This is a genomic window from Povalibacter uvarum (genome assembly GCF_014202975.1).
Lineage (GTDB): Bacteria > Pseudomonadota > Gammaproteobacteria > Steroidobacterales > Steroidobacteraceae > Steroidobacter > Steroidobacter uvarum.
This window is the reverse complement of sequence record NZ_JACHHZ010000001.1, coordinates 621,312-647,006: the sequence shown is the minus strand read 5'-3', so window position 1 is coordinate 647,006 and position 25,695 is coordinate 621,312. Positions and strand designations below refer to the sequence as shown.

Annotated in this window: 18 protein-coding genes; 8 read left to right on the top strand and 10 right to left on the bottom strand. The window is 62.4% G+C overall.

All coding sequences use genetic code 11. The features are described from left to right. Positions 1–80: 80 nt before the first annotated feature. The 3 genes from HNQ60_RS02715 to HNQ60_RS02705 all read left to right on the top strand — a co-directional run bounded on the left by HNQ60_RS02715 (position 81) and on the right by HNQ60_RS02705 (position 2,139). Positions 81–713, top strand: a complete 633-nt coding sequence (locus HNQ60_RS02715) for an exopolysaccharide biosynthesis protein (RefSeq protein WP_184329471.1) — start codon at positions 81–83, stop codon at positions 711–713. A 133-nt stretch (positions 714–846) separates the two neighbouring features. Then, positions 847–1,233, top strand: a complete 387-nt coding sequence (locus tag HNQ60_RS02710) for a GntR family transcriptional regulator (RefSeq protein WP_184329470.1) — start codon at positions 847–849, stop codon at positions 1,231–1,233. Positions 1,234–1,242: 9 nt separating this feature from the next. Further along, positions 1,243–2,139 carry a hypothetical protein gene (locus tag HNQ60_RS02705; RefSeq protein WP_184329469.1) on the top strand — a complete coding sequence of 299 codons (897 nt, stop codon included), beginning with the start codon at positions 1,243–1,245 and terminating at the stop codon, positions 2,137–2,139. Between the two features lie 10 nt (positions 2,140–2,149). Here HNQ60_RS02705 and HNQ60_RS02700 read toward each other — a convergent pair whose 3' ends face one another. The 3 genes from HNQ60_RS02700 to HNQ60_RS02690 form a co-directional block, all read right to left on the bottom strand. Beyond that, on the bottom strand, positions 2,150–4,390 hold the full coding sequence (locus HNQ60_RS02700) for a TonB-dependent receptor (protein ID WP_184329468.1): 2,241 nt from the start codon (positions 4,388–4,390) through the stop codon (positions 2,150–2,152). 107 nt (positions 4,391–4,497) lie between these two features. Beyond that, complete coding sequence (locus tag HNQ60_RS02695; RefSeq protein WP_184329467.1) at positions 4,498–6,912, bottom strand: HWE histidine kinase domain-containing protein; 2,415 nt, start codon at positions 6,910–6,912, stop codon at positions 4,498–4,500. 61 nt (positions 6,913–6,973) lie between these two features. Continuing rightward, positions 6,974–7,366, bottom strand: a complete 393-nt coding sequence (locus tag HNQ60_RS02690) for a response regulator (protein WP_184329466.1) — start codon at positions 7,364–7,366, stop codon at positions 6,974–6,976. A gap of 490 nt (positions 7,367–7,856) precedes the next feature. On the opposite strand from HNQ60_RS02690, the gene HNQ60_RS27805 reads away from it, so the two are divergent. Beyond that, complete coding sequence (locus HNQ60_RS27805; RefSeq protein WP_221303978.1) at positions 7,857–8,672, top strand: response regulator; 816 nt, start codon at positions 7,857–7,859, stop codon at positions 8,670–8,672. A 93-nt stretch (positions 8,673–8,765) separates the two neighbouring features. On the opposite strand, the gene HNQ60_RS02680 is transcribed toward HNQ60_RS27805, so the two are convergent. From HNQ60_RS02680 to HNQ60_RS02660, 5 genes are all read right to left on the bottom strand, one after another. Continuing rightward, positions 8,766–12,326 carry an EAL domain-containing protein gene (locus tag HNQ60_RS02680; RefSeq protein WP_184329465.1) on the bottom strand — a complete coding sequence of 1,187 codons (3,561 nt, stop codon included), beginning with the start codon at positions 12,324–12,326 and terminating at the stop codon, positions 8,766–8,768. Between the two features lie 341 nt (positions 12,327–12,667). Next, entirely contained in the window at positions 12,668–14,500 is a 1,833-nt protein-coding gene (gene typA / locus HNQ60_RS02675) for a translational GTPase TypA (RefSeq protein WP_184329464.1), read from the bottom strand. A 217-nt stretch (positions 14,501–14,717) separates the two neighbouring features. Then, the gene (locus HNQ60_RS02670) at positions 14,718–15,317 is read right to left on the bottom strand and encodes a hypothetical protein (protein WP_184329463.1); all 600 of its coding nucleotides are present in this window, start codon (positions 15,315–15,317) and stop codon (positions 14,718–14,720) included. Positions 15,318–15,349: 32 nt separating this feature from the next. Then, positions 15,350–17,539, bottom strand: a complete 2,190-nt coding sequence (locus HNQ60_RS02665; RefSeq protein ID WP_184329462.1) for a hypothetical protein — start codon at positions 17,537–17,539, stop codon at positions 15,350–15,352. Positions 17,540–17,630: 91 nt separating this feature from the next. Further along, positions 17,631–18,665, bottom strand: coding sequence for a serine/threonine protein kinase (locus tag HNQ60_RS02660; protein ID WP_221303977.1), 1,035 nt, complete (start codon positions 18,663–18,665; stop codon positions 17,631–17,633). 115 nt (positions 18,666–18,780) lie between these two features. Here HNQ60_RS02660 and galE point away from each other — a divergent pair, with 115 nt between their 5' ends. From galE to HNQ60_RS02640, 4 genes are all read left to right on the top strand, one after another. Beyond that, positions 18,781–19,776 (top strand): UDP-glucose 4-epimerase GalE, encoded by a 996-nt coding sequence (gene galE / locus HNQ60_RS02655; protein WP_184329461.1) that lies wholly within the window; start codon positions 18,781–18,783, stop codon positions 19,774–19,776. A gap of 134 nt (positions 19,777–19,910) precedes the next feature. Then, positions 19,911–21,365: a sensor histidine kinase gene (locus tag HNQ60_RS02650; RefSeq protein WP_184329460.1), complete on the top strand. Its 1,455-nt coding sequence runs from the start codon at positions 19,911–19,913 to the stop codon at positions 21,363–21,365. Between the two features lie 60 nt (positions 21,366–21,425). After that, positions 21,426–22,118, top strand: coding sequence for a hypothetical protein (locus HNQ60_RS02645; protein ID WP_184329459.1), 693 nt, complete (start codon positions 21,426–21,428; stop codon positions 22,116–22,118). Beyond that, positions 22,087–23,424, top strand: a complete 1,338-nt coding sequence (locus tag HNQ60_RS02640) for a sigma 54-interacting transcriptional regulator (RefSeq protein ID WP_184329458.1) — start codon at positions 22,087–22,089, stop codon at positions 23,422–23,424. The genes HNQ60_RS02645 and HNQ60_RS02640 overlap by 32 nt, the downstream gene beginning before the upstream one ends. Positions 23,425–23,442: 18 nt before the next feature. On the opposite strand, the gene HNQ60_RS02635 is transcribed toward HNQ60_RS02640, so the two are convergent. Both HNQ60_RS02635 and HNQ60_RS02630 read right to left on the bottom strand, forming a co-directional pair. Beyond that, positions 23,443–25,422, bottom strand: coding sequence for an acetoacetate--CoA ligase (locus HNQ60_RS02635; protein WP_184329457.1), 1,980 nt, complete (start codon positions 25,420–25,422; stop codon positions 23,443–23,445). Further along, positions 25,419–25,691 (bottom strand): acyl carrier protein, encoded by a 273-nt coding sequence (locus HNQ60_RS02630; RefSeq protein WP_184329456.1) that lies wholly within the window; start codon positions 25,689–25,691, stop codon positions 25,419–25,421. The genes HNQ60_RS02635 and HNQ60_RS02630 overlap by 4 nt, the downstream gene beginning before the upstream one ends. Positions 25,692–25,695: the final 4 nt, after the last annotated feature.

Genomic DNA, 25,695 nt, shown 5'->3' with positions numbered 1-25,695 from the left:
GCGTGGTGAAACGAACTGAACCAAGCAGCCTCAGACCTCTCTACGCAGTGTCATCTGATTGAGAGATCGTTGGCTGCATCATGACCTGGCGAAAAGAACGAGTACGTCACAAACCGCTTTCGGAAACTCTCAGCGAGATGGCGGCGGACTCGACCGAGCCCCGGATCTCCCTGCGACACTTCATGGATCGTGCGGGCGATCGCGCCTTCGGTGCACTCCTGTTCATCCTTGCGTTCCCGAACATCGTGCCTACACCTCCGGGCACTTCGGCGGTCCTCGGGCTTCCGATGCTCCTCCTGGCCGGGCAGCTGGCGTGGGGCCGCCGCACACCCTGGCTTCCGCGCTTCATCGCCGAGCGCTCGCTCGATCGCGGCATCTTTGCGCACGCGGTAGAGCGGATTGCTCCTGCGCTGCGCCGGTTCGAGCGATTCCTGAAACCGCGGGCCGCGTGGCTCGTGAGCCCTCTCCCGGAACGCATGATCGGCCTCGTCACGTTCGTTCTGGCGCTCGTGATCTTCCTGCCGATCCCGCTGGGAAACATCGTTCCCGCGATTGCGATCTGCATCATCTCGCTGGGCCTGCTGGAGCACGATGGAATAGCAGCAGCAGTGGGCGCGACACTCGGCATCGCCGCGCTCTTCCTGCTGTGGGGCGCGATCCTGGTTTCGATTCGCGTGATCGTCAGAGTGATCGAATCGATCGGCCTGGTCTGAGCCTGCGCGCGGGGACTCGTGCCGCGTATTCCAGGAATCCTCGACTCGTTTCCCTTCACAACGCTCTCACGTTGCAACTTTCACGGGCCAGTTGTACCATGGGGTCAAGTGGTACACAGGAGCGGCCGCGCCGATGGAAATCACCATCGACATCGATGACCCGGTGCCCCAGTTCGAGCAGCTCATCGAGCAGATAAAGGCCGCGGTCACCGCCGGCGCCCTGAAGCCCGGCGATGCCTTGCCCTCGATTCGCCAGCTCGCCAACGACCTCGAGCTGAACAGCAAGACCGTCGCGAAGGCGTACAAGCTGCTGGAGCGCGATTCGATCATCGAAGCCAAGGGTTACCGCGGCACGTACGTCCATCCCAGGGCGAAGGCGAACGCCAAGTTCAATCTGCAGGAATGGACGCAGCGCAAACTCAGCGAAACGATCGCGGAATTGCGTGAGTCAGGCGTGACCGATTCGGAGATTCGCAACGCATTCGCCGGCGTCATCAGCCGGCCACCGCCGGCAAAATGAGGTGCCGTCATGATCGAAGCGTATGCATTCCTTGCGATGTTCCTGGTGCAGATACTGGCGATGTCCGCCCTGCTTCCGGTCTGGTTCATCAGATTCGTTCGCAGGCAGGCCACGCGCTATCCCGTCGAACGTTTCGCCCAGATGTACCCGGGCGTCGACCTCGATGCGGGTCGGGAGCGCTTTCTGATCCAGTATCGCGCGGTGAACATCGGCATCGTGGTGATCGGGTTCTCGCTGCTAGTCTGGTTCTTCAGTTACCTGCAGAGGCCGGACTGGAGCGATGGCCCCGTTGAAGGGCTGGTGGCCGCGTACTTTGGCGTACAGGCGTTGCCGATCTGCGTCCTGGCTGTGCTCGGATTCAGATTCAAGAGACAGGTGCTGAAGCACTCGGAACCAGAAGCAAGGCGCAAGGCCACTCTGCAGCGACGCGGCCTGTTCGATTTTGTCTCACCGTTCCTCGTCTTCCTTGCCGTGCTGAGTTACTTCCTCTTCGTCGCTTTCACGCTCTACATCGGGCAGCAACCATTCCCGGGATTCGCCGGTGCCCTGATCAACATCGGCATCGTGACGCTGGTGTACGCCCTGGAAGCAGCGTGCGTCTACATGATCCTCTACGGCAAGAAGATCAACCCGATCGAAACGCATGCGGACAGCGTGCGCATGATGGGGTTGTCGGTGAAGGCATGCGTCTACGCATGCATCGCCTGCGTTGCATTTCTGTCGCTCAACTTCACGCTGGTACTGTTGGATCTGCAGAGGTGGGAGCCCTTCGCGCTGAGCGCCTTCCTCGTGCTCTGCGCGCTGCTCAGCCTCATGGGCATGACTGCGCCACCGCGGCATCCGGGAGCGGATGACCTGGGTTCCAATGGGCGCCTGACACCCAGGACGCCGGATCTACCCGCGTAAATGAAAGCGCCTACTGCGCAAACTTCTTCGTCACCCGCACTCCGAACTCACTGCGATCGTTGCTCAGCACCACACCTACGAAGCCATGGAAGGCATCGTTCAACCGGCCGACGTCGTACACCTCGTTGAGTATGTTCACGCCGTACACCCCAACGCTCCAGTCGCCGGCGCGATTCAGATACGTGAGATTGAATCCGGCCAGGCCGCGGGCATCGAGCAGCTCGGATGGCGTATTCACGGACTGACCGTATGAGGAGTCGCGATAGGAATAGTCGACTTGCGCCTTCACGCTCGAGTCGGTGCCCACTGCCCATTCGTAGCCGAGCGCGGCCGAGCCGGTCCACTCCGGGCTGAGCGCAGGTGCGTCACCGACGCGCGCTCCGACTTCCGCGGAGAGCTCATCGATCTCCGTGATCTCGGCGTCGAGATAGCCCACGGATGCGTTGAAGGTGAAGCCGCCAACCTCCAGCATCGATTCCACTTCAACGCCCCGACCGCGCGAGTTATTGCTGAGGACGGTAGTGCTGTAACCCGCTACGTTGGGTGCGGAGAACGGCAAGCCGATACCTTCGTACTCTGCCCAGAATCCGGTCACGAACAGCGTCCATGTATCGGTGACGGGTCCCTTGAAGCCGATCTCATAGCTGGTCGCCGTCGTCTTATCCGTCAGTGTGAAGGCCTGCGGCCCGCCGAAGGGTCGAGGGGCGAAACTGCCCGGCTGGTAGCCGAGTTGCACGAGCGCGTAGAGAGTGAAGCCGCTGTCGAGCTGCCAGGAAATGTTGGCATCCGCTGTGACCGCATCGAAGTCGCCGGTGCGTTCGACTGTTACCCCGGCGAAGCTGGGAAACAGCGCCGTCGCACGCTTCTCGTCGTTGGAATAACGCGCCCCGATGCCGGCCGTCAGCGAATCATTGATGTGGTAGCTGAGGTTGCCGAAGACCGCATAGCTGTCCGTCTCCTGCGTGATATGGAAAAAATCTCCTGGGCCGCCCACGTTGAAAGGCAGAAAGTAGAACGGGCCCGAATCGTTGCTCCCGTCTTCGTTGAAATAGTAAAGACCGCTGACGAAGTCGAACCGATCGAACTGCCCGTTGAGCTGCAGCTCGACGGAGACTTGTTCCGCTTTGCCGGTTTCGGGGAAGGCGGACAGCGTGAGCGCGGAATCATCGTCGTTCAACCCCGCGGTGTATTCCGTGCTGCGATAGCTCGCGATCAGCTTGGTCGAGAGCGCCTCGCTCAATTTCAGCTCCGCGGTTGCGGAGACGCCGAAGAGATCCGCGGACGTATCTTCGAGCCCGGGCACGACGGTCCCAAGGTCATCCCGAGCGACCTGGTCCGCGGGCGTCAGCGGTGGCGTACCGAAGAACTCGACACCCGCGGGCAGCGAGCTCGTTCCGCCGTTGAGCGAGAGGAGCTGTTCAGGAGTGAGGATCTCCGCTTCGTAAGGAGATTGGCCGCTGTCGTTCTGGACCGCGTCTGCCGCCACCAGCAGTGAGAACCGATCGCTCGGCGTCCAGAGCATCGCCAGCCGGCCATTGATCTCGAACTCCTCGCCGACTTCCGCACTGGGATTGCTGAGATTTACAGCGGTACCGACGCCGTCGCGCCGCCTCAGATCGCCAGCGAGTGAGGCGGCAAAAGCGTCGCCGAATCGCGAGTCAGCGTAGAAGCCCGCTTCCACGCTCTGGCGCGAACCGGCGCGCAAATCGACACTGACTCCCTCGTCGGTACCCGGCCTGCGCGTCACGATGTTGACTGCTCCGCCGAGTGTGTTGCGTCCGTAGAGTGTGCCCTGCGGACCGCGCAACACTTCGACGCGCTCGATGTTCGGCAACGAGAGATTGGATCCCAGCTGACGACCGAGATAGACGCCGTCGACATAGACGCCCACGCTGGGATCGGTCGTGATGAGGTGATCCTGCAATCCGATACCCCGGATGAAGATCGCCGCCTGCGCCGTGCTGCCGACACCGAAGCGGGTGATATTGAGATTGGGGACGTACTTGCCGACGTCGGCCAGGTTCTCGATGTTGAGACTGGACAGCGCGTCCGTGCCGAGCGCCGTGACCGAGGCCGGCGTATCCACCAGACTCTCTTCGCGCTTGCGTGCCGTGACGATCACCTCGTCCAGCGGCCCTTCCCGGGCTGCGGCTTGCTGTGCAGCGATCGTCGATTCCGGCGACAGGGTAAACCAGAGCGTTGCGGCGGCGAGTACTCCGCCCTTTGCGCGATCGGACGCTTCGATGAACATGACGATCCCTGTGATCGGTGATGGGCAGGCGATTCTTGCCCATCCGGCGAATCACCGACATTGCGGATCACCACGGCTGCTGCCTGAACAGCGTCTCTATTGTCTCCTCAACACTGCCGTCGATTGCAGGACACCTCTTCCGCCCGGATCAGATCCGCAATGACTCCGATGATGTGACGCAACTGCACCGGCTTCTCGAGGCGCTCGATATCGGCGAACTCTTCCGGAATCGCCTTCAGGTCGTAGCCGGTCAGGAACATGAACGGGGTGTGCTGCTCCTTCAGCGTCGTGGCCAGCCCGAACGAAGGTCCGGGTCCGAGATTGATGTCGAGCACGGCGGCATCGGCGCCACACTCATTCAACTCGATGAGTACCGCGGCCTCCGTTGCACACGGGCCCATCACTTCCGCACCCGCCCCTTTCAGCGCCCGCGCCACGTCCGCTGCAAGGTAGTAGTCATCCTCCACCACCAGGACACGTCTGCCGCTGAGATCGGGTTCACCTGTCATGTCGAGCGCACCGCCGAAGACCGTCGCGCGTTGAGGAGCACCGGTCTCCAGAACGCTCCCGCCGGCCTTGAGCGGGAACTCCAGATGACAGGTCGCGCCCTCTGGTCTGATGTCGAGCTGGCCACGCCCGCCGAGCTCATACGGAATGCGTCCTTCGATCAGTTCCGTGCCGAACCCTCGCCGGCGAGGTGCGTTCAATGTCGACTGACCGAGCAAGCGTCCTTCTTCCGTCCAATCGAAGCTGAGCCAGGTGCCGCCGCGTTTATCGAAGGTCGACCATCGCACAGTGATCTTGCCGCTGCGAACCGACAATGCGCCGTACTTGAGCGCATTGGTTGACAGCTCGTGCACGGCGAGCGTCAGAATCTCCGCCGCTTTGGGTGAGAGCGAAATCTCCGGACCCTCCAGGGCGAACTGCCCCTCGCACTGTGCCTGCACATTGACCTCATCGTGGACGAGGGCCGTGATTCCGACGCCGGCATTGGCGGCACGAGTGAGCAATGCCTGCACTCTGGCGAGCGCGAGCAAGCGACCAGCCATCAGGGTCGCATAGTCCTGCACGCTCTCTGCTCGCTCGCCGGTTCGCGAAGTAATCGAGCGAATGATCGCCATGATGTTGCGCACCCGGTGCTGCAGTTCCGCCAGCAGCACGCCCTGATGCTCGACGGCAAGCTTGGCGTCCGTCACGTCTTCCGCGATGCCGCCAATCCGCTGTACCCGTCTGCTCTCGTCGAACAGCGGGAAGTTGGTATTTCTGACCCAGCGGAAAGCCCGGTCGGACGGACGCTGAATCCGGAACTCGTGCACCGCCGCCTCTCCCCGGCGCGCCTGCTCGAGATGCTCCAGGGCCACGTCTCGATCGTCTGGCACGATGACGGCTGCCCACCGCTTCACGTCGCCCAGTAGAATTTCGGGTTCGACGCCGTAGATTCCCGTGATCGCCTGACTGGCATACTCCATGGAGAGGGTATCGGCATCGCGGATCCACAAAGCTCCGGAGGACGCCTCGGCGAATTGCCTGAATCGCTCCTCGGTCGCACGCAGCGCGGCCTCCGCACGCGCCTGTTCGACAGCAGCCCATGTGCGCTCCGCGACATCCTTGACTAGTCCGACTTCCGCTGAAGTCCAGTAGCGCGGTTGATCGTGTACCAGCACGAGGCCGGCGGTGAAGTTCCCCCTCTTGATCAACGGCATCGAAATCCACGCACGAACCCTCGCTGCTGAATAGAGCCGCAATGCGTCCTCAGTGACGCCGGGCGCCACCCGGATGTCCGCCATGACCGCGGCTTCTCCTCGTGCAAGAGCGGAGAAGAAATTCTCTCCGTACGCCTTCTGGGGATACTCGCCGACCATGCTCGGCAGATCGGGCCGCGAGAAATAGTCGCGTTCGACTACGTGCACATAGCCGTCCGCGTCACGCCTGACAGCGAAGTAGAAAGCGCGGCTGACGTCGAGGTGCTCTCCGAGCAGGCGGGCAGCAGCTTGCTGAATGGTCATTGGATCGGTCCGGAACCGGATCGTGTCGCTGAGCTTGAGCAGGAAAACCTGGCGCTCCTCACTGTGGCGCAATGCTTCCTCCGCGGATCGGCGCCCCTTGATGTCGTCGAACAGCACGGCCAGACGGTGTTGTTCAGGCCGCCCGATGCGGAATGCGTAGACGCTGTACCAGCGCCCCAGCGCGTCAGCCTGGTGTTCGAAACGCTCGGGGAGCCCAGTTCTGACGATGCGGCCATACGTCTCGAACCAGAACTCCTCGTGCCCTGGTGCAAGGACGCGAATGCGCTTGCCGATGGCGTCGGCGAGACCGGTCTGGCCTTCGAATGCGGGATTGGCATCGCGGAACACATAGTCGATCGGTCGACCTGCTGCATCGAAGATGACCTCGATGACGCAGAAGCCCGTGTCGATGGCCTGGAAAAGCTGGCGATACGTCTGTTCACTCTCGGACGCCGGCGCTGCATTCGTCGGTGCGGCGCCAGTGATCCCGGAAGCTGCGTGAGCCTTCTCTGACATGGGGTCCTTTCAGCACAAGCCGGCAGCATGAGCCCTTGACCGGCGCGTCACAATCGCGGTTTCAGTCGGGCCAACCCGCCGCCGTGAGTTCACGCAGCACCCTAACCAGTTGCCGCATGTCGACCGGCTTATCGCATCGAGGGTGATCGGCATAGGGTGTCGGTATGGACCCCGCCGAATAGCCCGTGACGAATACGAAGGGAACATGTCGGGCGTTCAGCACATCCGCGATCCCGAACGCGCGCTCTCCATGAAGATTGATATCCAGCACCGCGGCGGCAAGGTTCTCGCCTTCTTCGTCGATCAGAGCCAGCGCACCCTCGACGGTCCCAACCGGACCGATCACCTCCGCACCGTATTCTTGAAGAGTGGACGCGAGGTCGCTGGCGACCAGATAGTCGTCTTCCACGACCAGCAAGCATCGGCCGACGAGCTCAGCATCAACGGGGGCCATCGATTTCTCCATCACCTTTGGCGACTGCAACTTCGCCGACGAGGAACACTGCCGGGCCGACCGACGGATGACTTGGTACGCAGAGTGGTTGGAATGTGAGCGGCCGCGTAGAAGGTGCAGCGCGCATCCATGGCAACGCTCATTCATCAGATGGTCCTACTGACGAAGCTCCCGCTGCTCCTCGAAAGTTCCGGCACAAGTGACCGCGGAGCAAATGAGTTGCTGAAGGGGCGCCGCGTCGATCCTGCTCAGCGCCGAGATGGCGCTAGTTCGGCCTGCCGAACGGCGAACAATTGCTGCTTATCCCGTTTCTTCGCGACATGCATGTGCGCAAGCGCAGCACCGGACAACGCTGACGCTCCCGGCGTACTCGCATTGCCTACGTGCGACCGTTGCAGCGCTGTTTGCGCACACTGATGCCGCGCCATCGTCAGATTGACGCCGTGTACGAATTGACGTACTGATCGCCTACGCCAGCACGGAGATGCCAGTGAATCCGACTGCCCCCGACTCGAACCGCCTGCACGGCAAGAAAGTCCTTCTGGTCGCGGATGACGATCAACTCTATCGGGCCCTGGCGGACGGATTGACTGACGCCGGCGCTGTGATCTTCGGCGGCGCCTCGAGCATGTCGAGCGGAACCGGATTGCTACCGCTGATGCATCTCGACGTCGCAATCGTCGATGCATCCCGCCCGCGCAATTCGCTGAGCATTCTTCGCCAATTGCAGGAACACGGCACTCCCTGCGTGATCATCGCAGCGCAACCGCTCGCTCCTCTGCGTCCTGCAAACGTGTGCTACCTCTCTAAGCCGTTCACCGAGCAGCAACTGCTTTCGAGCATCAGCACCGTTCTGCGCCGGCGAGGCTGCATCGACGCCGTCCCGGAGGCTGCATCCCAGAACGCCGAGCCGCTGGCCGCGACGCAGCAGGCACTCGATTCGCTGAAGGATCGATCCGTGCTGCTGATCGAGGACGAGTACCTCGTCGCCATGGACATGTCGAACTCGCTCGAACGAGCCGGCGCCACAGTCATCGGCCCGGTCGGCTCCGTCGAAGAGGCTCTGAGACTCGTGGAAGAAGTACCCGATATCGACATCGCGATCGTGGATATTCGCCTGCAGGATGCAGACGCCTTCCCCGTCGCCGAAGCGCTCGAGGATCGGAACATTCCCTTCATATTCGCAACCGGCTACGACAGGAATGTCGTACCGCAGCGATTCACACACGTTCCCTGGTGCCCCAAGCCCCTGGATTTGCAGATACTCGCGACGGCGCTGGCGTCGGAAGATCGCGGCGTCAGTTGACCTGACGCCGGATGATCTCGACCACTGTCTCCATCCTTACTGCGGCTGAGCGTTTCGCAAAGTGTGGGAGGACAAGCGGGTATGTACGTCCCTCTACGCCGAATGCACCAACCGCAGCTGCGGCCCCGTCCGCATGACGCGGCTCAGCGCCTCCACTGATTCCGGGATGGCGATATAGATGCCTTGCGCGTACTCGACGCCGATGTCTGCGAGACAAGCGAGCACTTCGGCTGATTCGACGCGCTCGGCGATCGTCTTGATGCCCATCGCGTGACCGATCTGCGTGATGGCTTCGACCATGCAGCGGTCGACGCGGTCCGTGGTGACGTTCTGGATGAACTGGCCATCGATCTTGAGATAATCGACCGGCAGGTTCTTGAGGTACATGAACGACGACAAGCCGCTGCCGAAGTCATCGAGTGAGAACTGGCAGCCGCGGGCGCGGAATTCCTTCATGAAGTGCACGACGTTCGGGAGATTCGAGATCGCCGCGGTCTCCGTGATCTCGAAGCACACCGCACCGGGGCTCAGGTCGTAACCCTGCAGCTCGCTGATCAGGAACTCGAGAAAGCGGTCGTCGTTGAGTGACGTGCCCGAAAGATTGATCGAAATCGTGTACGCGTGCCGGTGATCACCATCGGTCCGGTAGTGCGCGAGCGTGCCGAGCGCCTGGCTCACGACCCAGCGATCGATGATCGACATGACGTTGTAGCGCTCAGCCGCCGGAATGAATTCCGCCGGCATGATCAGCTCGCCGTTCTCCCCTCGCATCCGCACGAGCAACTCGTAGTGGCCGCGGGGATCCCGGTTCGCGCCGATCGGAACGATGGGCTGGTAATAGAGCTCGAGCCGGTTCTCTTCGACGGCCCGCGTGAGCTTGGAAACCCACTGCATTTCCCGATGCCGCTCAGGCGCTGCACCCGACTGATACGTATGCACGCGATTGCGGCCGGAGTCCTTCGCCGCGTAGCAGGCAACGTCGGCCGCGCTCATCACGCTTGCGATGCTTTCGCTGTCGCTGTTCATCTCGACGATGCCAATGCTGGCACCGACGTGCATTGCGCCGTCGTGCCATTCGAAACGGTACTCGCGAATTGCCTGGCGCAGCGCATCTGCGATCTGTTCCGCGCGGTCAGCCGTGCAATCCTGCAGTAGGATGCCGAACTCGTCGCCACCGAGACGTGCGATGGTGTCGCCCGCCCGCACCCGCGTTTGCAGGATGCCGGTGATCTGTTTCAGTAATCGATCGCCGGCCTGGTGGCCGCAGGTGTCGTTGACCAGCTTGAACTGATCGAGATCGACATAGAGCAATACGTGCGTCGTGTGCGTGTCCGCGCGCGCGGTCAACAGGGCTTCGTTGAGGCGGTTCTCGAACTCGCGACGGTTGATGAGCCCTGTCAGCGCATCGTGACTTGCCTGGTATGCAAGAGCTCGGCGCAGTCGACGCTCCTTGCTGACATCGTGGAACACCATCACGGCGCCGAGGATCTGGCCCATGCGATCACGAATCGGTGCCGCCGAATCCTGGATGGCAATTTCCTGTCCGCGTCGATTGACGAGCACAGTCTGATCGGTCACGGCAATGACGCGCCCTTCTCGCAATGCGCGGGATGCCGGCGCTTCCAGTTTCTCGCGCGTTGCCTCGTGAAGAATATCGACGACCTCACCCAGCGCCTTGCCGCAGACTTCGCGTGACTGCCACCCAGTGAGATCTTCCGCGACCGGATTGAGGTATTCGATGCGGCCTTCCGCGTCCGTCGTGATCACGGCGTCGCCGATCGATTGCAGTGTGACCTGCGCTTTTTCCTTTTCCTGGAACATCGCCGTCTCAGCGCGCTTGCGTTCGCTGATGTCGAAGATCGTTCCTTCGTAGCCGGTCAGATGCCCCTGCTCGTCTCGCACCGCGCGTGCACTCTCGATCACCGTCAGCGTCGTTCCGTCGACACGACGGAGCTGGAACTCCGCGTTGCGGACTTCGCCATCGCGCTCGAGCGCTGCAAGGATGATCGCGCGTTCGACGGGGTTGTAGTAGATCGTCTCGGTCGGCAGTGACAGCAGCTCCGTCGGCGACGTGAGACCGACCATCTGCGCAAGCGCCGGATTAACTGACACGAAGCGGCCTTCGACCGTGGAGCTGTACACGCCTTCCATCACGTTGTCGAAGAGCCGGCGATACCGGCCTTCGCTGGCGCGCAAGGCACTCTCGGCCATGCGGCGCTCGATTGCGATTCCGGCCAGCTGCGTCATGCGCGACATGAGCTCGAAGTCGCGTCGCATCGGGCTTGCCGGCGAACGGAAATACAGTGCGAGCGAGCCGAGCGTGCGGCCGTCCGATGCGAAGATCAGCGTCGACCAGCAGGCACGCATTCCAGCCGCAAGCGCTGCCTCGCGACGGTTTTCCCACAATGCGTCGCGAGCGATGTCGGCAACGATGACCTGGCGCTGCAAATAGACGGCAGCGGCGCATGATCCATTCCGGGCCGCAACTTCTATCCCTTCCATTGCCTTCGCGTAGTCAGGGGGCAGGCGCGGTCCGGCGCAAAGCCATAGATGCGTGCGTGCTTCGTCGAGCAGCCGGATCGCGCAGGTGCAATCGGGAGCGACGCGCTCGACGACATCCGTGATCGCCTCGAGCGTAATACGCAGATCGACGTTGGCAGCGAGACGCTCGAATACGCGACGCTCGCCGGCGACCAGCATTTCGTTGCGTTTGCGTTCGGTGATATCGGTGATGCTGCCGCGGACGAGCCGGCGACTCGAGGACGGCAGTCGAACCCAGCGAACCTCGCAGGGAATGTCGTTGCCGAAGGCATCGCGGAAAATCCACTCGAGCACAGGTGCTTCGCCGGCCACGGTGCGTTCGAAGTTGGCGCGATAGGCGTTCGACGATTCCGACCCGTCTGGCTGCTGCTGCGGACTCAGGGCGTCCGGCGCGGTGCTCAACAGCGCTTCGCGATCCATCTTGAAGAAGCGCACAGCGTTCTCGTTCACGTCGATGAGCCGGTTCAGATCGGGATCGACGACGACGATGATCTCGGGTGCATGCTCGACGAGCGTGCGATATCTCGCTTCGCTGTCCCGCAACGCTGCGTCCGCGCTCTTGCGATCGGTCGTATCGCGCAGGCAGACGACGAAGACCCAGTTGCGGTTCAGACGGATCTTGCTGACGGCGAGCTCGGCGGAGAAGTAGCTGCCATTCTCGCGCAGGCCGAGCGTCTCATGCTGAGCAAGGTCGACCTGCGTATCGTCGAGCCGTGCAGCGAGTGCTTCGAGCTGCCTCGAAAGCGGTTCTTCGCCCGCGAGCTGCGGTAGCAAGAAGCTCAGTGGACGACCGATGGCATCGGGTTCGCTTTGCCCGAATACACGCTGCCCCGTCGCATTGATCGACGCAATGTGACCGGCCTCGTCGACCGTGATGATCGCGTCCTTCACATGATCGAGAATCGCCTGGAGCTGGCTGGCTGTACTCTCGCGCAGCTCGCGGGTGAGCGCAGTCGCTTCATCGGACATCAGCTGCATCGAACGGACGATGCCGCGACGCTCTTCGTCCGCTTTCGTGTAGGTGCCTTCGATGATCGCAAGCAGCGTGGCGAGTTCGATCTCGCCAGTGGCGCGCGTGGCTTCCCGGATCTGCTTGTCCAGCAGTCGATGCATCTGCAAGTCTTCCCAAATTCCCCAATCGACGCTGCGACTCTGCGCGCGCCCGGCGACGTACGCTGCCGCCTCATTGTGACGGGCGTCCAATTCTTGAGTGATCGTAGGGGAACGCCTCGGGTAGGGAGTGTGAAACAGCTCCCGGTTTTATGTGAAGGGACGGCAGAAATTCCCGTCGATCCGAGGGGTTATCGCGTGAACCTCAAACGAGGTACGCGTCGGGACAGCCGGCCGCGCGCTGAAAAGGCCGGAGCACGGCGGAGCGAGACCCGATCTCGCCCGCCCTGAAAAGACTGTCAATACAAGAAGCTAGGAGCGATTCCTCACGCAAGAGGCGCGGATTACTCGTCAGCCTCTTCAGCCGCCTTGCCGCTGCGCTTGCGCTCGTGTTCCTTGAGGAAGCGCTTGCGCAGGCGAATGGCCGTCGGCGTCACTTCGACCAGCTCGTCATCGCCGATGAACTCCATCGCCTGCTCCAGCGTGTAGCGGATCGGCGGGACCAGCACGACGTTCTCGTCCTTGCCGGCGGCACGGATGTTCGTGAGCTTCTTGCCCTTCAGCGGATTCACGACCAGGTCGTTGTCGCGGCTGTGAATGCCCACGATCTGGCCTTCGTACACTTCATCGCCGTGGCCGATCATCAGCTTGCCGCGCTCCTGCAGGCTGAACAGCGCGTACGCGAGCGCCTTGCCCTGCGAGTTGGCGATCAGCACGCCGTTCTGGCGCTGACCGATCTCGCGATCGAGCACCGGACCGAAGTGATCGAAGATGTGATGCAGGATGCCGGTGCCGGACGTCATCGTGCGGAAGTCCGTCTGGAAACCGATCAGGCCGCGCGAAGGAATCGTGTAATCGAGTCGCACGCGCCCCTTGCCGTCTGCATGCATCCCCGTGAGTTGCGCGCCGCGCTCGCCGAGCGCCTGCATGACCGCACCTTGCGACGTATCGTCGAGGTCGACGGCCAGCGTTTCATACGGCTCACAGAGCTGACCTTCGATTTCCTTCACCACCGCCTGCGGACGAGACACCGCGAGCTCGTAGCCTTCGCGACGCATGTTCTCGAGCAGCACGCCCAGGTGCAGCTCGCCGCGGCCGTAGACGCGGAACTTGTCGGCGTTGTCCGTATCTTCGACACGCAGCGCAACGTTGTGCAGCACTTCGCGCGCGAGACGCTCACGGATCTGACGGCTCGTGACGTACTTGCCTTCGCGACCGCAGAACGGCGAAGTGTTCACTTCGAACGTCATGCTGATCGTGGGCTCGTCGACGATCAGCGCCGGGAGTGCTTCGGGATTTGTGGGATCGCAGATCGTGTCTGAAATCTCCGGGTATTCGATACCCGCGAACGCAACGATGTCGCCGGCGCTCGCCTCATCCACTTCGACGCGATCGAGACCGAGGAAGCCCATCACCTGGATGATGCGCTCGTTGCGCACCTTGCCTTCGCGATCCACGACGGTGACCGGGCTGTTGCGACGGATCTTGCCGCGCTTGATGCGGCCGATGCCGATGGCACCGACGTAGCTCGAGTAGTCGAGCTGGCTGACCTGCAACTGCAGCGGGCCGTCCTCATCGATGTCCGGCGGCGGGCAGTGCTTCACGATCGCTTCGAACAGCGGCGTCATGTCGGTCGCGAGCTGCTTCGGGTCATTGCCCGCGAAGCCCCTGAGGGCCGAGGCGTAGACGACCGGGAAGTCGAGCTGCTGCTCGTTCGCGCCGAGCTTGTCGAAGAGATCGAACGTCTGATCGAGCACCCAGTTCGGACGCGCTTCATCGCGGTCGATCTTGTTGATCACGACGATCGGGCGCAGACCGTGGGCAAACGCCTTCTGGGTCACGAAGCGCGTCTGCGGCATCGGGCCGTCGACCGCATCGACCAGCAGCAGCACGGAGTCGACCATCGACAGCACGCGCTCGACTTCGCCGCCGAAGTCAGCGTGTCCAGGTGTATCGACGATGTTGATGCGGTAGTCGCGCCAGCGAACGGCGGTGTTCTTGGCCAGGATGGTGATGCCGCGCTCGCGTTCGAGCGCATTCGAGTCCATCACGCGCTCCGGCGAAGCCTTGCGGGCGTCGAGCGTCCCGGATTGCTGCAGGAGCTTGTCGACCAGCGTGGTCTTGCCATGGTCGACGTGGGCAATGATCGCGATATTACGAAGCCGGGAAATGGACATGTGTGGGCACGGGCGCGAAATGGCCCTGGGAAAAGGGCCGCGCATGGTATCGGAAGAACGGGCGAATGATTAGGGGGTCGTGGTGGATAACCCCCTTACGCAGTCAAAAGCAGGTGGCGCCTGTAGTCCGGACCCTGGAAAGAACCCGGGGTCGGGTCTCACCCGCGCAGGCGGGTGTCCATACCTTTTTGATTCACAAGGCCCGCCTGAACAGCCCCTATCGAGTGGTTTCCTGCGCCTTCATGGGCTGCACGGCCTGGCCGGTGGCGTCCTTCACCGCCGGGACCGCCGGCTTCTCCTGGGCCACGGACGCACCTGCCACGAAAGGAATCGCAAACGTGCGGCCCAGCGTGGCTCCACCAATCTGTGTATCGACCGAGACGGTGATGTAGAAGACGCCATTCCGGTTCGCGAGCACCGACACGGTGTGACGATAGGGCTCACCCGCCTTCACTGTCGCAAAACTCGCCGCAAGTGATCCGGCCAGGGTGATGCCGTCCATGCCGCTGATCGTGGCATTCATCGAATCCACACCCGCGCTTGGAACGAGCGCGATGCTGAGCTCGACAGCCTTGCCCACTTCAGGGCGCGACGTGAACTCGTACTTGATGTCCACAGCGGCACCCGGTTTTCCGTTGCCGACGGCGCGCGCCATCTTGTCGGTCGGATCCGGCGCGGGAGGTGTTGCCGGTTGCGCGACCTGTGCTGGCGGCGGTGCGGCAGCTGTATCGGCCGTCGCCGTGGGCTCCGGATCCTTCGAGCAGGCACTCAAAACCGCCATGAGGCCGATGCACATGAGGCGTCGTACGTTTGTCATTCCATCCCCGGCGAAATACTGAAACTGCTTTTTCATGTGCCTGTCACCGATACGCTCATGCAGCGCGGCTGCAAACTCGTGGCGGCCAGATCGAAGTCATGGACTTCGATGATGTAAGTGCCCGCGGCAAACGGCCGTTGCGACAACGTCTCCGTCGCCCCGACGTTCAGAGAGGTCTCGATGAGACCGCCGCTGAACACATAGATGTCCGGATCGGTGGCCGCTACGGTACCTGCGCCCGCGGCGAATCCAGTGGCGACAATCGTGACTACGCTCGGGTTGGCGAGCGTCAGCCGCAGGTACCGGCGATTGCCCAGTTTGTTGTTGTTGTTGCCGACACCGAATGTTGCGCTGCTGCAAATGGCCTGCGTGACAGGCGTATTCAGCGTGACCGGAATGTAGAGCGGAATGGCGCTCGGGCTGCCGTCGGCATCCGTTTCATTGTTGCCGAACGCGTCGCTGTTGGAGATCGACTCCCCGGCAAGCAAAGCATTGATCGCTGCGGCATCCGCGGGCCGGTCGCTCTTCAGCGCGGCGGCAAAGGAGAAGATGCTCGTCAGTGCTTCCGTACCGGCCTGCTCTCCCGTCATCACCGAGTAGATCGGCGCAAAGCCCAGCGCCAGCGGGTCATCGTTGCCGGGGTCGAAGAGGTCCCAGAGAATCTCGCCGACGGATGCTTCGGAGAACCAGCCTTCATCCGTCGCGGTGTCCGTTTCCAGGTCGAATCCACCGTCCACGTCGACGCCGCTGAAGGAGTCGCGATAGAGAGGATCGTCGAGCACCATGCCGGAGTAGGCATTGCCCCAACCCTCGCCGAATGCCACGCGCATATCGAGATGATCGCCGGAGACATGTTCCCCGCCGATCGAATCCGACCGCGAGAAATTGTCTTCGACGTAGTGGCCGAACTCGTGGGCGATCACATGCTGGTCGAACTCGTCCGTATCGCCGTTGCCGTTCGCATAGTCACCGAGGACGTAGATGCCGCCTGGCAGCTCGATCGAGGGCGTGCAATTGCCCGCGTCCAGAGCGTTGGCGCCGTTGGTGTAGAACGTCGTGCCGATCTGACCATCCCGTGTACAGAACGTCGTCACGGTCGGACGGTTCGTCGGACTCCAGTAAATATCGAGGGGCGGAAACTCGGTTGCCCCGTCGGCATTCGCGATCAACTGAACTGCGCTATAGACCGTATCGAGGATGGCGAATGGGGCTGCCGCCCGGTCTGCATTCACATAGGAAGTCCCGTTCCAGCCGGTGAGCGCACGCAAATCGCGCGTGCTGCTTGCGGTGCCGCTGTTGAACTCCGCACCGTCCATGACATAGAGCGCATTGTCGTTCGTGTTGTTCAACACGCGAATGAGCCACGTCGGCACGGCTGCCGCCTTCACCATTTCGGCTCGCGCACGAATGACCATGTTCGTGTTCTCCGGCACGACCAGAGAATAGTTGCCGTTGTCATCCGTCGTGGTCGCCTGGCCGAACCGGGCGCCCGTATTGGGATTGACGGCTTCGACCACAATCTGCCGCGCCGGCTGCACCACGGGCGCATCGATGTCGAGGCCCTGTCCCGCGGCTGCATTGAAGGGAACGCGCTCGAATTCGATCAGTCCGCTGACGACGACGGCTGCACCCACGGCCACAGGGATCGTTTGGGTTGTTGTGCCACCGGGGCCTGTGCATGCCAGGGTGAACGATGTCGTGGTGGCCAGGGGACCGACCTGCTCGATGCCGAAGGTGGGACGAGTGCCCGTCCACCCTTCCGAGGCGGTGCATTCCGTTGCATCCGCTGACGACCACTCCAGCTCCGTGCTCTCTCCCGGCAGGATCGACGAGGGTGTGGCAGTCAACGTCACCGTCGGAGCGACCGGCGGAGTCACCGTCACCGTGACCGAGCGCGACACCGAACCTGAGGTGCCGTTGCAGACGAGCGTGTACGTCGTGGTGGCAGTCAGCGGTCCGACCACTTCGGTACCGGAGGCGCCCCGGGAACCGGTCCAGCCCTGCGATGCCGTACAGCCGGTGGAATCGGTAGTCGCCCAGGTCAGGGTAGAGGTCAGACCGGTAACGATCGACCCCGGACTGGCGGTCAGGGTCAGAGTGGGCGGCGGACTGGGCGGAGGCTTGCCTCCGCTGCCGCCGCAACCGGTGAGGAGAGCGGCGAGACCGAGTGTCCCAAGCAAGCCGATCAGGCGGCCTGTTTCCATCGAATGAAGCCCGGTCATAGTGTCTTTTTGATATCTCGGACTGAAGGCTGCGGACGCTACCATAACGACGCATACCGGTCGAAATCACGGCCGAAAACCGGCCGGCGATTCACAACTCCAGCGGACCTTCGGCGATGGCCGCCAGCTGTTCGCGCAGCTGCAGCACATGCGTCTCCCAGTACCGCGGTTCCCTGAACCAGGGAAACGCCTGCGGGAACGCCGGATCCGACCAGCGCCTGGCCAGCCAGGCCGCGTAGTGAATCATGCGCAACGTTCGCAGACTTTCGATGAGTACCAGTTCACGGTGATCGAAATTCGCGAAGTGCGTATACCCCTCCAGCAGCTGCGACATCTGCTCGGCCATTTCGGCCCGTGAGCCGGCAATCAGCATCCACAGGTCCTGGATGGCCGGGCCCATGAGGCAGTCGTCCAGGTCGACGAAATGCGGGCCGTCGTCGGTCCACAGGACGTTGCCCCGGTGGCAATCGCCGTGCAGGCGGATCTCCGCATGGCCCTGCGCCGTCAGAAAAGCCTCGCCGATCTGCTCGAGCAGGTCGGACGTCAGGGTGTCGTAGGCGGATTCCAGATGCGGCGGGATCCAGTTCTGCGACAGCAGGTAATTGCGTGACTCGATGCCCAGCGCTTCGACGTTGATCCGTCCCCGGTACCGGAAACGCTGTCTTCGTCCCGTCATGTGCATCCGGCCGAGGAACCGGCCCATCCATTCCCGTTCCGTGCGGGTCCCGAGCTCCGGCCAGCGGCCTCCCCGGCGCTCGAAAATGGCAAACCGGAAACCTTCGTACGTGAAAAGCGTTTGCCCCTTGCGCACGATCGGTGGGACGACGGGGATTTCCGCGGCCGCCAGTTCGAGCGCGAATCCGTGCTCCTCATGGATCGCTTCGTCGGACCACCGCCCGGGCCGGTAGAACTTCGCGATGATCGGGGCACCGCCTTCGATGCCGACCTGGTAGACGCGGTTCTCGTAGCTGTTGAGCGCGAGGATGCGCCGATCGGACACGCGACCGAGCGATTCGACGGAAGCAATGATCGCGTCGGGAGTCAATCGGTCGTACGGATGGGGGTCAGGTCGAGGCATCGAATGGTAAGAATAGGAGGAAAGCGACGATCCGGTGCGCTGATCCATGCGGTCATCCTGCAATGTGATTCCGTTCAACAAGCATCGGGCCTGCAGCGACGATGATATCCACGTTAGTCTTCATTCCTTCAACCTTCGCAACTGAATTTCCGAGCATCGATCCATGACCATTCTCGTGACCGGCGGCGCCGGCTACATCGGCAGCCATGTTGTACGTCAGCTCAACGACCGTAACGAGCGCGTCGTCGTCCTCGACAATCTTTCCACGGGTTTTCGTTCGGCGATACTGAATAGTCTGTTGGTGGTGGGCGACACGGGCGACCGCGAGCTCGTTTCCGGTCTGCTGCGCGAACATGGCATCGATACTGTTCTGCACTTCGCGGCGCACACGATCGTGCCCGAGTCCGTTTCGAACCCACTCAAGTACTACGGCAACAACACCTGTTCGACGCGCAACCTCCTGCAATGCTGCGAGGCTGCGGGCGTCAAGCACTTCGTCTTCTCGTCGACCGCCGCGGTCTACGGAATTCCGGACGGCGGCATTGCGGCCGAGGACAGCCCCAACCGCCCCATCAATCCGTACGGTACGTCCAAGCTGATGAGCGAGTGGATGCTGCGTGACCTCGCAGCCGCGAGTCCGTTGCGCTATGTAGTGCTTCGCTACTTCAACGTCGCAGGCTCGGATCCAGGCGGCCGCATCGGCCAGTCCACGATCAACGGCACCCTCCTCACCAAAGTCGCGTGCGAGACGGCGGTCGGCAAGCGGCCGCATGTGTCGATCTTCGGTACGGACTATCCGACGCCGGACGGCACCGGGGTACGCGATTACATCCATGTCGAGGATCTCGCGAGCGCCCACCTGAGTGCGCTCGACTACCTTCGCGCGGGAGGGGGTTCGCAGACTCTGAACTGCGGCTATGGCCACGGCTACAGCGTTCGCGAAGTGATCTCCACGGTGAACCGTCTTCATGGCGAACCGATCAAGGTCGTCGAAGGCCCGCGCCGCGCAGGCGATCCGCCGACCCTGGTGGCAAAGGCCACGCGCATCCGCGAGGTCCTGGGGTGGGCGCCCCGGCACGACGATCTGGAAGTGATCGTCCGATCGCAGCTCAACTGGGAAAAGCATCTGCTCGCCAATCCGGCGCTGCAGAAGAACTGACGGAGAATCGGGCCGTCGCCGGTCGGCGATGGAGCCCGAGTCGTCGGGCCGGGGAAAACCATCGCCCCGGCTCATCGTCATTGCCACGCCGTTCTTCAGGGCCAACCCTCCGGCGCTTCTGTAGAATCGGCACAATGCGTTTTCCCCGCCCGAAGTCGCTGAGCAGCCTGATGCTGACCGGTTTCGCACTGGTCTCCGCGCCATTGCTGCTGGCGGTCGTGATCGGTGCGGCCAAAGTGCGCGATCTTTCAGAGGAAAGCGCCAGCCTGGTCCGGACCGGCGTCGAGGCGACGCACTATTCCCAGCAGCTCTTCCAGCAGATCGCGTCGATGGAACGCGGCGCCAAGCTCTACCAGGTCCTGAACGACCCCGCCCTCCTCCAGGTGTATCGCGACAGCCGCGAGCGGCTCCTTGTCACGCTGAACAACATCGAAGGCGTCGCGGATGACCCGCTCCGCCAGACGCACATTCAGGCTTTGCGTGGTGGACTGCGTCGGCTGGACGCGGCTCTGCTTTCGTTGACACCGGCTTCTCCGGAAGTGATGCGTGAAGGACTCGAAGCTGTTGCCCCGATGTGGCAAGCCGCGTTCGAGCTCTCCAATGCAACCGGCGAGCAGATCGAGACCGGCTTGTCACGCATGCAGGCCTCGACCGCCGAAACCGAGCAATATCTGCTCTGGCTGTCCGCCGGACTGATCCTGCTGACTGCCGTCCTCGTGGGTGTCTTCACATTCGTGCTGATGCGACCGATCCGGCAGATCGACAATGCGATCAGCCAGCTCGGCAAGGGGACGTTCTCCAAGCCCATCGCCGTTCGCGGACCGAGCGACCTCGAGAATCTGGGGCGACAGCTCGAATGGCTGCGCATGCGGCTGCTGGAGCTGGCGCAGGAACGTAATCGTTTCCTCCGCCACATGTCGCACGAGCTCAAGACGCCGCTGGCGAATATCCGCGAAGGCACTGAACTGTTGATGGACGGCGCGGTCGGAGAACTCGACAGCGCTCAGCGCGAGGTCACGACGATCCTGCGCGACAACAGCATCAAGCTGCAGCAGCTGATCGAAAACCTGCTGTCCTTCAGCGCGTGGCAGGCCCGGCACGCCGGCCTGGAAGTGAGCGAGTTCCGGCTGCGCCCCCTGGTGAAGTCCGTGCTCGAAACGCACCAGCTGACCCTGCTGGCCCAGCGCCTGCACCTCGAACTGAAAGTGCAGGACATCGAATTACGCGCCGATCGCGCCAAGCTGAAACTGATTCTGGACAATCTGTTGTCGAACGCTCTCAAATACAGCCCGCGCGGCGGTACGATCTACATACATGCAAAAGCGGACGACGATCTGCTGGTCCTCGACGTTGGCGATACCGGACCCGGCATTTCAGTCGATGAACGAAGCGCGATCTTCCAGGCGTTCTACTCCGGTCGTACGCCGGTCGCGGGACATCTCAAGGGAACCGGCATTGGTCTTTCGGTCGTGAACGAATTCGTGCAGGCGCACGGCGGCTCGGTGGAGATCGTCGATGGCGTCTTTCCGGGTGCGCATTTCCGCGTCCGGGTGCCGCTCGCTCCGGCGCTCGAAGGTACGACGGTCTGAATACCCTGAACGCCCTGGACGCACAGAGCAAACAGAGCGCTTAGGACTCGAAAACGCACAATGGAAAGCAGGCGTATCAATTCCCGCTCACGGACCGCACTCGAAGGCGGCGCACGATTGTCGGCGCTCGCGCTGCTGTTGCTGCTCAGCGGATGCGAACTGGCCAACCTCGGTCAGCGCGAAGTGGAGCAGCCCGCCGCCGTACCCACGATCGCCAACGAGACTCTGCTCGCTTATCTCGACACGATGAACGGGCTCGCAAGCGCCGATCCCGCGCGTCAGGCAGATGTCTTCTACGAAGTCGAACGCGAATACACCCGCGCTCCGACGACTGCGAGCACATTGCGCTACGCAGCAGCACTCGTCACTCCTGGCCACCCTGCGTCGAAGCCCGCGGATGGCAAGAAACTGCTCGAAACCTTGATGGCGACACCGGAACGGATGACACCCGCCGAACGTTCACTGGCGGCCGTGCTCATCCTCGAGACCAACGCTCGTCTGAAGCTGGAGGCCGAGAATCGTCGGTTGCTGGCGACACTCGACGATCGCGGGCGCTCGCAGGCAAACTCGGACAAGCGTGTACAGGCACAGCTCGAAGAAAACGCTCGATTGCGCCGTGCCCTTGCCGAAACTCAGCAGAAACTCGACGCCATCAAGGAAATCGAGAAGGACTTAAGTGAACGCAGTTCCACGCCCCCTGGCAATCGCGACACCGCCAACAGTGAAACGCAAAGCTCGTCTACTAGTCGTTGACGACGATCCCGGGCTGCTGCGGCTGCTCACGATCCGTCTGCGCGCCGAGAACTACGACGTCGAAGCCGTCGAGAGTGCGTCTGCTGCGCTAGCTGCCCTCGCGCGGGTGCGACCGGATCTGGTGCTCACCGATCTGCGAATGGACCAGATGGACGGCATCGGCCTGCTGAAGGAAATCCAGAGCCGCGCTCCCGGCCTTCGCGTCATCATCCTCACCGCGCACGGCACGATTCCCGATGCGGTCCAGGCCACTCAGAGCGGTGCATTCGCCTTCCTCACGAAGCCCGTCGACAAGCAGGAACTGCTCGACCAGGTTCAGAAGGCACTCAAGGTTTCAGGCTTCGCCGATACGACCGAAGATTGGCGCAGCGAGATCGTCACCCGCAGCGCGGTGATGGAAGAACGTCTCGCGCAGGCGCACATGGTCGCGGGCACCGACGCGCGCGTCATGATCACCGGCGAGAGCGGCACCGGCAAAGAACTGCTGGCACGCGCGATCCACAAGGCCAGCACTCGTCGCAATCGTCCGTTCGTTGCGATCAATTGCAGCGCTATGGCAGAGAACCTGCTCGAGAGCGAGCTGTTCGGCCATGTGAAAGGCGCCTTCACCGGCGCGATCCGCGAACATCGCGGTCTCTTCCAGGCCGCCGATGGCGGCACGCTGATGCTCGACGAGATCGGCGACATGCCGATGCGCCTGCAGGTGAAGCTGCTGCGCGTCCTGCAGGAAAACCAGGTGCGCCCCGTCGGCAGCACCGATGCGATCACGGTGAACGTCCGCATCATTTCGGCAACTCATCGCGATCTGAAGCAGCTCATCATGGGCGGCCATTTCCGCGAGGATCTGTACTACCGCCTCAACGTGGTCCACATCGAAATGCCTTCGCTCAACAAGCGACGCGAAGACATCCCGCTGCTGGTATCGCACTTCCTCGAGAAGATCGCGCAGGAGACCGGCCTGCCCCGCCACATCTACGCGCCGGAAGCCGTCGAGGTTCTGGTGAGCGCCGACTGGCCGGGTAACGTGCGTCAGCTCGAGAACGTGGTCCGTCAGAACGTCGCACTGGCCACGAGTCCGATCATGAGTGCCGAGCTCGTGCAGGCTGCCCTCGGTGGCGGCCCGACGCGCCTGCCCTCCTTCGACGAAGCCCGCGACGATTTCACGCGAACGTACCTGTCGCAGATCCTGCAGATCACCGGCGGCAACGTGAGTCAGGCAGCTCGCCTGGCGAAGAGAAATCGCACGGACTTCTACAAGCTGCTCGCGCGTCACCAGCTGACGCCGGAAGACTTCAAGCAGCGCTAGTCGACGCAGCCGCTCGTCCTAGGCGAGCGGCTGTAATTCCGGATGGGCGCCAATGGCGTCCAGCGTCTCCGGATTCCTCATCGCTCCCCGATTCGTCAGCGGCTTGCCGTTCAGCAAGTCGCGCACAGCTTTCTCCGAGTACTTGCCGCTGTGCGTCGCCGGAAGGCCCGGCACCTGGACGATCACCGCGGGCACGTGGTTCGGCGAACCCTTCTGGTTCAGTTCCTTCTTGATTCGCAGCGTCAGGCCTCGATCGAGCACCACGCCCTCCTGCAGCACCAGCAGCAGCACGAGCCTCGACCCGCCCGGCTCACGCGGTGCCTGCTGTTCGACAGCCATCGCTTGCACGACGCCCGGCACACTGAGCACCACGCTATAGATTTCAGCAGGCCCGATGCGCACACCGCGCACATTCAACGTTCCGTCGCTGCGTCCGAGGATGCGCGCCGATCCGCGTTCGAGCAGGCGCACCTGGTCGCCATGAGTCCACATGCCTGGGTTTTCTGCGAAGTACGTCTTGTGGAAGCGATCACCGTTTGAATCACCGTAGATTCCCACTGGGCGCGACGGGAACGGATTCATGCACACGAGCTCGCCTTCGCCGTGTCGCTGCACGCCCTGCCCCGTCATGACCCGCACGTCCATGCCCAGACTCACGCACTGGCTCTCGCCGCGATACGTCTGCAGCAGCGGATTCCCGAGCACGAAGCAGCCGACGATGTCCGTACCGCCGGAGATCGAATGCACCTCGAGATGCTTGAACTCGGATGCGATCCAGTCGTACTGCGCGTCGTAGAGAATCGAACCCGTGGACTGCAACGTGTGAAGCTTCTCGAAGGGGGCGACACTCGCCGGCGACAGACCCAGTTGCTGCAGCGCATGCAGATAGGTCGCACTGGTGCCGAAGATCGTGACCTGTTCGCGATCGAGCATTCGAAGCAGTGCATCCTGGACAGGAAACGTCGGCGAGCCGTCGAAGACCACGATCTGCGTGTCGCACGCGAGCGCGCTCAACTGCCAGTTCCACATCATCCAGCCGGCAGACGTATGGAAATAGAGCTTCTCTCCCGAACCGAAGGAACTATGCAGCACATGCTCCTTGTGGTGCTCGATCAGCGAACCGCCCGCGCCATGCATCAGGCACTTCGGCGCTCCGGTCGTCCCTGAAGAGAACAGGACGAACAGCGGCTGATTGAACGGAAATTCGTCCCACTCGGACATCGGCAAAGCGCCGTAACCTTCCAACTCCTTGCGGAGCACGACGCGCACGCGAGTCTCGAGTGACAGCGATGCGATGTCCGGTCTCTCGTCGAGTGCGACCAGCGTCGTGACCGTACGCAGTTCCTTCGCGAGCAGTTCAGCTCTCTCACGCAGAGACTTGCGAACGCCATGGACGATGTACTCGCCGTGTGTGATCAGGACGACCGGATCGAGCTGGGAAAATCTGCCGAGCGCGGCAGCGTCACCAATGTCCGGTGCCACGGACGACCACATAGCGCCAATCGCAGCGACTGCCAGGCACGCCACAATGGCCTCTGGCGTGTTGCGGACGACTGCGACCACCCGATCGCCGGGCTTTACACCCAGGCTGCGAAGTCCTGCCGCAAATCGCTCCACTGCCGCGCGCAGCTCGGCTCGTGTGAGTGCGGCGCGGTTACCGTCCTCGCGCACGCCAACGACGGCTTCGCGATTCTCCGCCTCAGCGTCAAACGACCGCAGGAGACAGCGCGCGTAGTTGAGCCGAACGTTCGGAAAGAATTGGGCGTGCTCGCAATCGCTGCTGGTTACCGTGGGATCGGGCGAGCCGCTTACCGGAAGCCGGCTCCACTCGAGGAACAGTTTCCAGAACTCCGCCGAGTCGCGGATGGCCCATTGCTGAAGCTGCGCATAACCGTCGAACTTCAGTTGCGTCCGGTTCGCACAGAACCCCATGAACGCACGCATGGCGCTCGTGTTCGCGCGCTGTTCATCGACATCACGATAGAGATCCGCGCTCAAGCGGGTTCCCGGTATCCGGGCAGCACACTGATGTAACGCACGATCTTCCCGAGACTGTCGAAGTTCTCGGGCCGCACGTCCTTGCGGTCGATGCGAACGGTGAACGTGTCCTCGAGGAACAGCATCAGCTTCACGAAGCCGAGGCTGTCGAGGATGCCGTTGCGCAGGAATGATTTCTCGTCGTCTCCCGCGAGAAGCGCCTCGGTATCGCCGAAGTGATAGTTGTCATCGAGCCAGTCGACGACGCGTTGACGCAATGCGAGGCTCATCGTT

Bases quoted from the DNA above. Each gene is read 5' to 3' on its own strand.
- HNQ60_RS02715 (WP_184329471.1), top strand. From the start codon at position 81: ATGACCTGGCGAAAAGAACGAGTACGTCACAAACCGCTTTCGGAAACT.
- typA (WP_184329464.1), bottom strand. From the start codon at position 14,500: ATGTCCATTTCCCGGCTTCGTAATATCGCGATCATTGCCCACGTCGAC.
- HNQ60_RS02670 (WP_184329463.1), bottom strand. From the start codon at position 15,317: ATGACAAACGTACGACGCCTCATGTGCATCGGCCTCATGGCGGTTTTG.
- HNQ60_RS02650 (WP_184329460.1), top strand. From the start codon at position 19,911: ATGCGTTTTCCCCGCCCGAAGTCGCTGAGCAGCCTGATGCTGACCGGT.
- galE (WP_184329461.1), top strand. From the start codon at position 18,781: ATGACCATTCTCGTGACCGGCGGCGCCGGCTACATCGGCAGCCATGTT.
- HNQ60_RS02630 (WP_184329456.1), bottom strand. From the start codon at position 25,691: ATGAGCCTCGCATTGCGTCAACGCGTCGTCGACTGGCTCGATGACAAC.
- HNQ60_RS02710 (WP_184329470.1), top strand. From the start codon at position 847: ATGGAAATCACCATCGACATCGATGACCCGGTGCCCCAGTTCGAGCAG.
- HNQ60_RS02690 (WP_184329466.1), bottom strand. From the start codon at position 7,366: ATGGCCCCCGTTGATGCTGAGCTCGTCGGCCGATGCTTGCTGGTCGTG.
- HNQ60_RS02700 (WP_184329468.1), bottom strand. From the start codon at position 4,390: ATGTTCATCGAAGCGTCCGATCGCGCAAAGGGCGGAGTACTCGCCGCC.
- HNQ60_RS02660 (WP_221303977.1), bottom strand. From the start codon at position 18,665: ATGGATCAGCGCACCGGATCGTCGCTTTCCTCCTATTCTTACCATTCG.
- HNQ60_RS02695 (WP_184329467.1), bottom strand. From the start codon at position 6,912: ATGTCAGAGAAGGCTCACGCAGCTTCCGGGATCACTGGCGCCGCACCG.
- HNQ60_RS02680 (WP_184329465.1), bottom strand. From the start codon at position 12,326: ATGCATCGACTGCTGGACAAGCAGATCCGGGAAGCCACGCGCGCCACT.
- HNQ60_RS02665 (WP_184329462.1), bottom strand. From the start codon at position 17,539: ATGACCGGGCTTCATTCGATGGAAACAGGCCGCCTGATCGGCTTGCTT.
- HNQ60_RS02705 (WP_184329469.1), top strand. From the start codon at position 1,243: ATGATCGAAGCGTATGCATTCCTTGCGATGTTCCTGGTGCAGATACTG.
- HNQ60_RS02645 (WP_184329459.1), top strand. From the start codon at position 21,426: ATGGAAAGCAGGCGTATCAATTCCCGCTCACGGACCGCACTCGAAGGC.